The organism is Sorangium sp. So ce1335 (assembly GCF_051521615.1).
GTDB lineage: Bacteria > Myxococcota_A > Polyangia > Polyangiales > Polyangiaceae > Sorangium.
The window spans coordinates 7,064,310-7,076,086 of the sequence record NZ_CP150363.1; the positions used below are offsets into that span (position 1 = coordinate 7,064,310).

Below are 11,777 nucleotides of genomic sequence, written 5' to 3' on the forward strand. Positions count from 1 at the left end.
GCCGACCGCCGCGCCAACGCGACCGGGAAAAAACGCGCGCGCCTTGCATTTTACCCCCGGGAAACAGACCGGAAACCCGGGCCCCGGATAGTCGCCTCGTAGTTTCGATTCTCTATCGAAAGTGAGGCGGGCGATGTCAGAAACGGCCACAACGTACGCCGCGCGCGCGCACGCGCGCGCCCAGGAAGGCAGCGTCGTCGAGACGCAACCCACGGTGCCGAGCACGTCGATCAGCGACCCGCCCGCGGGCGTTGAAGCGCGCGACGTCCTCTGGGACGAGACCCTCGGCGCGGGCGGCTACGCCGCGCGCGCCCTCCCCGCCGGCAGCCGGCTCCGGATCGTCGATGTCGAGGGCGACACCTGCGTCGCCCTCATGCTCCACCGCGCGGACCGCCCCATCGAGCGGCTCTGCCTCCCCGACACGGTGAAGCTCCAGTGGCAGGCCTACCCCGGCCCCGGGTACCTGCTCCTCTCGGACATGGGGCGCGTCCTCGCCTCGCTCCTCGAGGACACCGCGGGCCGACACGACACCTTCTGCGGCACCTCGCTCCCCGGCGAGATCGCCGCCCGACACGGCAGCGACGCCCACGGCGGCGCCCTCCGCTCCGGGCGCGAGCGGCTCCTCCTCGCCCTCGCGAAGCACGGCCTCGCCGAGCGGGACCTGGCCACGCCCGTCAACCTCTTCAAGGGCGTCCGCATCGAGGCCGACGGCGCCATCACCTTCCTGCCCGACTCGTCCCGGCCCGGCGCCCACGTGCTGCTCCGCGCCGAGCAGGACGTCCTCGTCAGCGTCGCCGTCGTGCCCCACCGGCTCGACCCGCGCCCCGACGACCGCGCCGGCAAGGTCCGCCTCACCGCCTGGCGCGGCCGCCCCGCCGCCGTCGACGACCCCGTACGCAACGCGACGCCCGAGGCGCGCCGCGCCTTCGAGAACACCGCCGAGGAGCTCGCCCTCGGCCTCCGCAACGGAGGTGCCCGATGATCCCCGCCGTCCCCGCCGCATCGCTCAGGCCCGTCGCCGCGCTGCGCGACCCCGCCCTGGCCGGCCTGCCCGGCGCCGTCGTCTCCGACGAGGTCGTCCCGGCGCGCGCGCCGTGGGCGAAGGTCGTCCGCGCCGGCGAGATCCTCCGCGTCATCGACCTCGAGGGAAACCAGGCGGTCGACTTCCTCGCCTACGTGCTCGCCGACACCGCCGAGCGCTACAGCGCCGCCGACACGATCGTCGCCCAGCGCAACATCTTCCTCACCACCGGCGCGCAGCTCCGGTCGAACCGCGGCCGCGTGATGATGACGATCACCGGCGACACCTGCGGCCGGCACGACACCTCGGGCGGCGCCTGCTCGTGCGAGTCGAACACCGTCCGCTACGGCCACCACACGAAGCACCAGCACGCCTGCGTCGAGAACTTCCTCATGGCCGCAGCGCCGTACGGCCTCGGCAAGCGCGACCTCGTCGGCAACATCAACTGGTTCATGAACGTGCCCGTCGAGGCCGACGGCACCCTCGGCATCGTCGACGGCCTCTCCGCGCCCGGCAAGCACATCGATCTGAGGGCCGAGCTCGATCTGCTGCTGCTCGTCTCGAACTGCCCGCAGATCAACAACCCCTGCAACGCCTTCAACCCGACGCCGATCCGCGCGGTGGTGGTGCGGCCATGAGCGCGACAGCCGCCCCGCCGTTCCGGCGCGTCCTCGTCGCCAACCGCGGCGAGATCGCGTGCCGCGTCATCCGCACCCTCCGGCGCCTCGGCGTCGCGTCGGTCGCGGTGTTCTCCGACGCCGACCGCGCCGCGCTCCACGTGCGCCTCGCCGACGACGCGGTCCGCCTCGGCGGCCAGACGCCCGCCGAGAGCTACCTGCGCATCGACGCGGTCGTCGACGCCGCCCGCCGCGCCGGCGCGGACGCCGTCCACCCGGGTTACGGATTCCTCAGCGAATCCGAGGACTTCGCGCGCGCGGTGGAGGACGCGGGCGTCGTCTTCATCGGGCCGACGCCGGCCCAGATGGAGGCGTTCGGGAGCAAGCACAGGGCGCGGCAGCTCGCCGTCGAGGCGGGCGTGCCGCTCTTGCCGGGCACCGGCGTGCTCCGCGACGCGGACCACGCCGCCGCCGAGGCCGCGGCCATCGGCTACCCGGTGCTGCTCAAGGCGAGCGCGGGCGGCGGCGGCATCGGCATGGCCCGCTGCGACGACCCGTCGGAGCTCCCCGCGGCGTTCGAGCGCGTCCAGCGCCTCGCGCGCTCGAACTTCGGCTCGGGGGAGGTGTTCCTCGAGCGCTTCCTCGCCGCGCCCCGGCACGTCGAGGTGCAGATCGCCGGCGACGGCCGCGGGAACGTCCTCGTCCTCGGCGACCGCGACTGCTCGGTGCAGCGGCGCAACCAGAAGGTCATCGAGGAGGCGCCCGCGCCCGACCTGCCCGCGAGGCTGCGCTCGGCCCTCGCGGAGTCGGCCCGCGCGCTCGCCGCGAAGGTCGCGTACCGCAACGTGGGCACGGTCGAGTTCCTTGTCGATCCGGCGCGCGCGGAGCACTACTTCCTGGAGGTCAACACGCGCCTCCAGGTCGAGCACGGCGTGACCGAGCTCTGCGCCGGGGTCGACCTCGTCGCGTGGATGCTGCGCATCGCCGCGGGCGACACGGCGTTCTTCGCGGAAGGCGACCCGCCGCTCCGCGGCCACGCGCTCGAGGCGCGGCTCTACGCCGAGGACCCGGCGCGCGGGTTCCTGCCGAGCGCGGGGCTGCTCACCGAGGTGCGCTACCCCGAGGGCGCGCGCGTGCGGATCGACGGCTGGGTCGAGACAGGCACGGAGGTGTCCGCGCTCTACGACCCGCTCCTCGCCAAGCTCCTCGTGCACGGCGCGGACCGGGCCGCGGCCGTCGCGGCGCTGCGCGAGGCCGTCGGGGAGACGCGGCTCGGCGGGATCGAGACGAACCGCGAGTGGGTCGCCGTCGCGCTCGACCACCCCGACTTCCGCGGGGTGCGGCACCACACGGGCACGTTCGCGGCGCTGCCGTTCCGGCCGCCGACGGTCGAGGTGACCGCGGCGCCGGGCGCGGTGACGGTGCAGGACTGGCCCGGGCGGCTCGGGCTGTGGTCGGTGGGCGTGCCGCCGAGCGGGCCGATGGACGACCTGTCCTTCCGCCTCGGCAACCGCGTCGTGGGCAACCCGGCGGGCGCCGCGGGGCTCGAGTGCGAGGTGCACGGGCCGACGCTCGTGTTCCACCGCCGCGCGGTGCTGTGCGTCGCGGGCGCCGCGATGCGCGTGCTCGTCGACGGGGTCGAGGTCGCGCCGTGGACGCCCGTCGAGGTCGCGCCGGGCGCCACGGTGGCGTGCGGGCCGGTGCGGGGGCCTGGCGCGCGCGCGTACCTGCTGGTGCGCGGCGGCATCGACGTGCCGGCGCACCTCGGCAGCCGGGCGACGTTCACGCTCGGCGGCTTCGGCGGCCACGCCGGGAGGCCGCTGCGGCCCGGCGACGTGCTGCGGCTCGGCGAGGAGATCGACGCGGCGCTCGACCCGGGCGCGCTGCCGCCCGAGGCGCGGCCGGAGATCGGCACGTCGTGGGAGCTCGCCGTGCTCGACGGGCCGCACGGGGCGCCGGACTTCCTCACGCGCGAGGGGATCGAGCAATTCTACGAGGCCGAGTGGGAGGTCCACTACCACTCCGCGCGCACCGGCGTGCGGCTCGTGGGGCCCGCGCCGCGGTGGGCGCGCACCGACGGCGGCGAGGCGGGGCTGCACCCGTCGAACCTCCACGACAACGCGTACGGCGTCGGCGCTGTCGACCTCACCGGCGACATGCCCGTCATCCTCGGCCCGGACGGCCCGAGCCTCGGCGGGTTCGTCTGTCCGCTCACGGTCGCCGCGGCCGAGCGGTGGAAGCTCGGCCAGCTGAGCGCCGGGGACAAGGTGCGGTTCCGGTCGATCGTGCCCGCCGAGGCCGACGCGCTGGCGCGCCGTTGCGACGAGCTCGTGGCGCGGCGCGGTCGCGCGAGCAAGGCGAACGGCGCCCACGGGACGAACGGCGTCGCGGCCGCTGCGAACGGCGCGAACGGCGCGAACGGCGTCGCGGCCGCTGCGAACGGCGCCCACGGGACGAATGGATCCTCGGCGCACGACGCGCCCCTCGCTGCGGCGAGCGCCCCGCGGCGGCCGCGCGGCGAGCCGGTGCTCGGGCGCGTGCCGGCGCGCGACGACAGGCCCGCGGTCGTCTTCCGGCAGAGCGGCGACCGCTACGTGCTCGTCGAGTTCGGGCCGCCCGTGCTCGACATCGACCTGCGCGTGCGCGCGCACCTGCTCATGGCGCGGCTCGAGGAGATGCGCGTGCCCGGCGTCGTCGACCTCACCCCGGGGATCCGCTCGCTCCAGGTGCACGTCGACGGCGCGAAGCTCACCGTCGCCAGGGCGCTCGACCTGCTCCGCGAGGTCGAGGCCGACCTGCCCGCCCCGACCGAGGTCCGCATCCCGAGCCGCGTCGTGCACATGCCGCTGAGCTGGGACGATCCGGCCACGCGCGAGGCGATCGCCCGCTACGAGCGCACGGTGCGCGACGACGCGCCCTGGTGCCCGAGCAACCTGGAGTTCATCCGCCGGGTCAACGGGCTGCCGGACATCGCGGCCGTCCAGGAGATCTTCCTCGCGGCGAGCTACCTCGTGCTCGGCCTGGGCGACGTGTACCTCGGCGCGCCCGTCGCGACGCCGATCGATCCGCGGCACCGGATGGTCACGACGAAGTACAACCCGGCGCGCACGTGGACGCCCGAGAACGCCGTCGGCATCGGCGGGGCGTACCTGTGCATCTACGGCATGGAGGGGCCGGGCGGGTACCAGTTCCTCGGCCGCACCGTGCCGGTCTGGAGCCGCCACCGGCCGTTCCGGCAGACGACGCGCGAGGCGCCGTGGCTCCTGCGGTTCTTCGACCAGCTCCGCTTCCACCTCGTGTCGCCGGAGGAGCTGCTCGAGCTGCGGGCCGACATGGTGGCCGGGCGCGGCGAGGTGCGCATCGAGGAGACGACGTTCGACCTGGGCGCGCACCACCGCTTCCTCGAAGACAACGCGGAGAGCATCCGCGCGGCGCAGGCGCGGCAGCGGGCGGCGTTCGACGCGGAGCGCGGGCGCTGGGAGGCCGACGGCGAGTTCGACCGCGTGCGCCGCGCGGGCGCGCGCCTGGAGGGCGCGTCGTCCGCGGCCGAGGACGCCATGCCGACCGGGATGCTGCCGGTGACGGCGCCGCTCACCGCGTGCGTGTGGAAGGTCGACGTGGAGCCCGGGCAGCGCGTCGAGGCGGGCCAGCGCGTGGCCGTGCTCGAGGCGATGAAGATGGAGTTCGCCGTGGTGGCGGACGTGGCCGGCGCCGTCGACTGGATCGGCTGCCGCCCGGGCCAGATGGTCAGCGCGGGGCAGGCGCTCGTGGGGGTGTCGGCCGATGCGTGACGCGATCTCGACCGGGGCCCTGCAAGGGGGCGCAGCCGCGGACGACGCGGGCGTCGCGGCGGACGGCCGCAGCGACGCCGAGGACCTCGCCCGCCTCGGCTACCGCCAGGAGCTGAAGCGCGACCTGGGAAGCCTGTCGGCCTTCGCGGCGGGCTTCTCGTACGTCTCGATCCTCACGACCGTCTTCCAGCTCTTCGTGATCGGGTACGCCTTCGGGGGCACGCGGTTCTTCTGGACGTGGCCGGTCGTCTTCCTCGGCCAGCTCGCCGTCGCGCTCAACCTCGCCGAGGTGGGCTCGCACTACCCCGTGGCCGGCTCGGTGTACCAGTGGGGGCGCCGCGTCTCGGCCGGCCCTCCGGGGTGGCTCGCGGGGTGGCTGAAGCTCCTCGGCGACGTCGTGAGCGTCGCGGCGGCGGCCATCGCGCTCCAGGCGATCTTGCCGAGCGTCTGGAGCGGGTTCCAGTTCCTTGGAGGCGACCCGTCGCTCACGTCGCGCGACGGCGCCGCGAACGCGGTGCTCCTCGGCGCGGGGCTCATCGTGCTGACCACGGCGATCAACATGGCCGGCGTGAAGGCGATGGCCTACGTGAACGACATCGGCGTGATGGCGGAGCTCGGCGGCGTCGTGCTGCTGATCGCGGCGCTGTTCCTGCACGCGGTGCGGGGTCCGGCGATCGTTCTCGAGCCCGTCTACGGGCCGCCGTCGTCGCTGGGCACGGGGGCGGCCGGGCTGCTCGCGGCGGCGCTGATGCCGGCGTACGTGCTGTACGGCTTCGACTCGGCCGGGTCGCTCGCCGAGGAGACGCGCCATCCGCGGCGGATCATCCCGCGGGCGATCCTGAAGGCGATCGTGGCGTCCGGCATCGGGGGCGCGCTGCTCATCCTGGCGGCGCTCATGGCGGCGCCCAGCCTCACGGACGGCCGCCTCGCCACGGAGGGCCTGGCCTACGTGGTCGTCAGCGCGCTCGGCCCGACGCTCGGCAAGGTGTTCCTCGTCGACGTGGCGCTCGCCGTGTGCGTCTGCACGCTGGCGATCCAGACCGGCGCCTCGCGCCTCGCGTTCTCGATGGCGCGGGACGGCGCGCTCCCGTGCGCCGCAGCGCTGTCGCGGGTGTCGGCGCGCACGAAGACGCCCGTCGCCCCGGCGATCGTCGTCGGCGCGCTCGCGTGCGGCATGCTCGCCGTGAACTACGGCGAGGCGCAGCTCTTCGTGCTCATCACCGAGACGGCCGTGCTCCTCGTGAACCTGTCGTACCTGCTCGTGACCGCGGGCATGCTCGTCCGCCGCCTGCGCGGCTGGCCGGGCCGGCCCGAGGCCGGGGTGTTCTCGCTGGGGCGGGCCGGGCTCGCGCTGAACGCGGCGGCCGTGGCGTGGGGGGTCGCGCTCATCGCCAACATCGCGTGGCCGCGGCACGACGGCGGCGGTCCCGCGTGGCTCGAGTACTTCCCGCTGATCGGGGTCGCCGGCGCGACGGCCGCCGGGCTCGCGCTGTTCCTCGCGATGAAGAGGCCGCGCGGAGACACGGCGGCGCCCCCCGGAGAGGCGCCGGCGCCGCACGAGGCGCGGGGCGCGCTGGCGGAACGGGCCGCGAGCGCGGCACAGATCGACCTCGTGACGTAATGCGGCCGATGCGCCGCCACCGCGGCGGGCGCGGGTGCGGGCCCGGGGCGGCGCCCGCGCCGCGGTCGCCGGCGGCCCGGCTCCCGTAGTGGCGTCGCTCTCCGTCGCTCGGGCGTCCCCTGCCGGATCACGAAGGGTTACCCTGAGAGTGCGCGGCGAGACCGTGCTAGGGTGGGCGGCCGTGATCACGGAGGCTGGCCAGGCGCACACATCTCACGCCCCGATCGACGGGCCCGCGCGCCTGCAGGCGGCCGGCCGCGATGGAGGCAGCGCATGACCAAGCTCCGCATCTTCCTGGTCGACGATCACCCGATCGTGCGCGACGGGCTGAAGGCGTTGATCGACGCGCAACCTGACATGACCGTCGTCGGCGAGGCGGCGGATGGCCTCTCGGCGGTCGAGGCCGTCACGCAGCTCGAGCCGGACATCGTGTTGATGGACATCACCATGCCGAAGCTCGGCGGGGCGGAGGCGACCGCGCGCATCAAGAGGGCACGCCCGGCCGTCCAGGTGGTGGCGCTGACGGGGTACGAGGACAAGGTCAACGTGCAGGCGGTCCTGCAGGCCGGGGCGTCGGGCTACGTGATCAAGATGGCGAGGGCCGCGGAGCTGGTCCGCGCCATCCACGCCGTGGCCGAGGGCGGCGTGTACCTCGACCCGGCCATGGCGGCGCACGTCCTGTCGAGCGTCGCCGGCCGCGGGACCGGGGACGCCGGGGCGAGCGCAGATCTGAGCGAGCGCGAGGCCGAGGTGATCCGGATGGTCGCCGAGGGGCACGCCATCAAGGAGATCGCCGCCCGGCTCGACCTGAGCGCGCGCACGGTCGAGACCTACAAGGTCCGGGCGATGGAGAAGCTCGGCCTGAAGAGCCGCGCGGACACCGTCCGCTACGCGCTGCAGCAGGGCTGGCTCAGGAGCGGATAGCGCCCGCGCCCGCCGGGGCCCGGCCCGCGCGCCGGGCGCGGCCGTGCCGTGAATGACGAGGGCACCGGCGCCATACTCTCCTCCCGCCGTCTTCCCGTGATTCCCGTGGGCTTCCGGTGGACCGCGGAGAGCGCCAGAAAGGAGAGCGACAATGTCGAAGATCGACCCGGTGAACCTCGCGAGCCCCGACTTCAAGGCCAACGCGTACTCCATCTACGCTCGCCTCCGGGCGGAGGAGCCCGTGCACCGCACGGCGCTGCCCGACGGACGGGCCCTCTGGCTCGTCACCCGCTACGAGGACTGTGTGGCCGCGCTGAAGGACGAGCGCCTCGTGAAGGACTGGCGGGCCATCGGGGCCGACTTCTTCGGCATGGACGGCGATCGCATGCTGCTCGAGCGGCACATGCTCAACATGGATCCGCCGGATCACACGCGGCTCCGGGCGATCGTGAACAAGGCGTTCACGCCGCGGCTGGTCGAGGGGCTGAGGGGCCGTATCCAGGCCATCGCCGACAGCCTCCTGGACGACGTGCAGGCGCGAGGGGAGATGGACGTCGTCGCGGACTACGCGTTCCCGTTGCCCATCATCGTCATCGCCGAGATGCTGGGCGTCCCCGTCGAGGACAGACACCGGATCCGGGCGTGGTCGGACGCGGTCGTCGGCGGGGTGCCAACCCGGGAGAAGATCGAGAAGCTCGGGGAGAAGATCAAGGAGTTCAAGGATTACCTCCTCGCGATGGTCGAAGAGCGGCGCAGGGCCCCGAGGGAGGATCTGATGAGCGCGCTCGTCCATGTCGAGGAGGAGGGCGCGGGCAAGCTCGATGAGAGGGAGCTGCTCTCGATGGTGTTCCTGCTGCTCGTCGCGGGCCACGAGACGACGGTGAACCTGATCGCGAACGGCATCCTCGCGCTGCTCACGCACCCGGCCGAGCGAGAGAAGCTGCGGGCGGACCCGTCGCTCATGAAGTCGGCGATCGAGGAGCTGCTGCGCTACGACAGCCCGGTCGAGACGGCGACGTTCCGGTTCGCGAGGGAGGACGTGGCGCTGGGCGGCGCGGTGATCCCGAAGGGGGACGTTGTCGTCGTCGTGATCGGGTCCGCGAACCGCGATCCGGAGCTCACGCGGTCGCCGGAGGAGCTCGACCTGGCGCGCGATCCGAACCGGCATATCGCGTTCGGTCTGGGTGTCCATTATTGCCTGGGCGCGCCGCTGGCGCGGCTCGAAGGGCAGATCGCCATCGGCACGATCCTCCGCCGGATGCCGAACCTGGCGCTCAAGGTGGCGCCGGAGGAGATCCAGATCCGCCCGAGCCTCATCGTGCGCGGGCCCGTCGCAATGCCAGTATCGTTTTGACACCGGACCCGACCGGCCCCTGGCCACCGGCCCCGAACCCGACCCGGGTTGACCGGACCCCGGACCCGACCGGCCCCTGGCCACCGGCCCCGGAACCCGACCCGGGTTGACCGGACCCCGGACCCGACCGGCCCCTGGCCGAACTCGACCCTGGTTGACCGGACCCCGGACCCGACCGGCCCCAACCCGGGTTGACCGAACCGGACCCGACCCGGGTTGACTAACCCAGGTTGAACATGATTCGACCCAGATTGAACATGAGTCAACTTCGTTCGCACCCGCGCGGCCCCACCCCTGCGCCCCATTGCTGCCCGCCATGCGAACCATCTGCCGCCCGCACCTTCATGCCCGTACCGACATTCCTCCACGGCGTCGCATCGACGTTGAGGTACGCCATTGACCGCCCCGCAGTCGCACGCCCGGCAGAGACTACATCGTAAGCACGACATTGCTCACGCTCGCGCCGTGAAATGTGCGCATCCACCACGTCCCTGCCGGGAAAACGGCGCTGCGTACGCCAGCACGCCAGCGTTCGAGCGCCGCGCGATACGACGCACGAAATGCGCGCACCGCGGCACCGGCGATTCGCCACGCGTCGCCCTGCTCACGGCCAACCGCAAACGTCGGATTGCGATCGCGAAGCGCCTCGAAGGACGTGGCACGCTTGTAGGGGGAGACCTTGCTGGCTCGCTCGGCGCTCAAAAAGGAGAGCCCTTGCCTCTGTAGATGCGCATGGGCCTGCGCTTCCTGTCGCTCAAGCTCGGCAGTAACCTCACGGCCAAAATCCTCGGCGTCATCCTGCTCAATGATCGGTGGCAGTGAGAGCGCGAGCGTGACCGCCTCGGGCCACTGTGGATTTTCCGGGTCGAGATACGCCGTCGGGCGCGCTGCGCGCAACACGCCCTTTCCGAGCTCGTCCACGTCCACCTTGGCGCCCGGCCACTCGCGCGCATGCCGGACCAGGCCAGCGGCCACAGGATTCGCGAGGACGTAAGCGATCTTCTCCACCACCGCCGCACGCGTCAGCAGCCGCACCACGCTCGTGGCCTCGTGGTCCCATACCGGTCCTTCCCACCGACGGAGCACCTTCGTGCCGAGCGCAACGATGCGATGGAAGAATTGCAAGAAGCGAGGCAGCACGCCCCTCGTATCCGTCACGACGAGGTGTAGATGCGATGACATCGCGCAGAATGCATGGACCTCGATCCCGTATCGACGTGTCGAAACTGCGAGGGTGTAGACGAGGAACTCGGTGATGGCCGCATCGGGGCGGAAGAGAAGGTGCCGACGCAGAACGCGACGGGTGATGAGGTACGTGGCGCCGGGGGCGACCTCGCGGGGCTGGCTCATGGGCCGCACACTTCAACAAGGTTCGTGCCAGGGCTCGCGGTCGCTCATTCCGAGGGGTTGCCGTACTCCGTCGGTGGATCCATCGGTGGCGGCCGCCAGGCGTTCCGCCACTCTCGCCACCCCTGTGCCGTACTCTGTCGGCACCCCCCCTCACCCTCAACCCCAACCTGGGTCTGCTTGCTGGCTCAGCCACAACCTGCGTCAGGTGCCTGCGAGCAACCTACTCCCGTGCCCAACCTGGGTCGGGTCGCGGGTCGGCCAACCCGGGTCGGGTCGGGTCGGGTCGGCCACGTTAACCTGGGTCGGGTCGCGGGTCGGCCAACCCAGGTCGAGGCGGGGGGCCGCGGGTCAGCCAACCCGGGTCGGGGTCGGCTCGGCCGTCGGCCATGTTAACCTGGGTCGGGTCGCGCGGGTCAGCCAACCCGGGTCGGGTCGGGTCGGCTAACCCGGGTCGGCTCGGCCGTCGGCCATGTTAACCTGGGTCGGGTCGCGGCGAACCTGGGTCGGGTCGGGTCGCGGCCGTCGGCCATGTTAACCTGGGTCGTGTCGCGGCGAACCTGGGTCGGGTCGGGTCGTCAAACCTGGGTCGGGTCGGGTCGTCATTCAGGAGACACGGACCATGCGCTTCATGATCATGTTCAAGGCCGATGCGGGCACCGAGGCTTCCGCTCCCGCGTGCATGGCAATGCCGGAGATGGGTAAGTTCATCGAAGAGCTCAAGAACGACGGCGTGTTGATCGCGACCGAAGGGCTCAAACCGAGCTCGTCGGGCGCGCGCCTTCGATATTCCGGTGGCAAGGTCAGCGTGACCGATGGCCCCTTCGCCGAGGCCAAGGAGCTCGTCGCCGGATTCGTGCTGGTCGAGGTGGCGTCCAGGCAGGCGGCGGTCGAGCTGGGCGAGCGCTTCCTCCGCGTGGCCGGCGACGGCACGGCCGCGGAGGTCCGCGAGGTGTTCGATGCCCCGCACGATGCCGCCCACGTCACCGAGCGGCAAGCCCCTCCCCCCGCCCAGGGAGCATGACGCGACATCGAGACACGTTATCGAGGACGAGCCCCGTCGTCCTTGCTGCCGAGGGGGCATCCGCCCTTCATCGCCTGC

At 72.8% G+C, this 11,777-nt stretch carries 8 protein-coding genes; 7 read left to right on the forward strand and 1 reads right to left on the reverse strand.

The annotated features are described in order from the left end of the window. Window positions 1–133 precede the first annotated feature (133 nt). From WMF24_RS26105 to WMF24_RS26130, 6 genes are all read left to right on the forward strand, one after another. Window positions 134–982, forward strand: a complete 849-nt coding sequence (locus WMF24_RS26105; protein WP_437730098.1) for an urea amidolyase associated protein UAAP1 — start codon at window positions 134–136, stop codon at window positions 980–982. Further along, the gene (locus WMF24_RS26110; RefSeq protein ID WP_437730099.1) at window positions 979–1,659 is read left to right on the forward strand and encodes an urea amidolyase associated protein UAAP2; all 681 of its coding nucleotides are present in this window, start codon (window positions 979–981) and stop codon (window positions 1,657–1,659) included. The genes WMF24_RS26105 and WMF24_RS26110 overlap by 4 nt, the downstream gene beginning before the upstream one ends. Beyond that, entirely contained in the window at window positions 1,656–5,429 is a 3,774-nt protein-coding gene (locus tag WMF24_RS26115) for a 5-oxoprolinase/urea amidolyase family protein (protein WP_437730100.1), read from the forward strand. The genes WMF24_RS26110 and WMF24_RS26115 overlap by 4 nt, the downstream gene beginning before the upstream one ends. Next, a complete protein-coding gene (locus tag WMF24_RS26120; RefSeq protein ID WP_437730101.1) occupies window positions 5,422–7,050 on the forward strand; it encodes an amino acid permease in 1,629 nt (542 codons plus the stop codon). The genes WMF24_RS26115 and WMF24_RS26120 overlap by 8 nt, the downstream gene beginning before the upstream one ends. Before the next feature lie 273 nt (window positions 7,051–7,323). Beyond that, window positions 7,324–7,974 (forward strand): response regulator, encoded by a 651-nt coding sequence (locus WMF24_RS26125; RefSeq protein ID WP_437730102.1) that lies wholly within the window; start codon window positions 7,324–7,326, stop codon window positions 7,972–7,974. 151 nt (window positions 7,975–8,125) lie between these two features. After that, window positions 8,126–9,328: a cytochrome P450 family protein gene (locus WMF24_RS26130; protein ID WP_437730103.1), complete on the forward strand. Its 1,203-nt coding sequence runs from the start codon at window positions 8,126–8,128 to the stop codon at window positions 9,326–9,328. 429 nt (window positions 9,329–9,757) lie between these two features. Here WMF24_RS26130 and WMF24_RS26135 read toward each other — a convergent pair whose 3' ends face one another. Then, entirely contained in the window at window positions 9,758–10,678 is a 921-nt protein-coding gene (locus WMF24_RS26135; protein ID WP_437730104.1) for a transposase, read from the reverse strand. A gap of 619 nt (window positions 10,679–11,297) precedes the next feature. Here WMF24_RS26135 and WMF24_RS26140 point away from each other — a divergent pair. Then, on the forward strand, window positions 11,298–11,699 hold the full coding sequence (locus tag WMF24_RS26140) for a YciI family protein (protein WP_437730105.1): 402 nt from the start codon (window positions 11,298–11,300) through the stop codon (window positions 11,697–11,699). Window positions 11,700–11,777 lie beyond the last annotated feature (78 nt).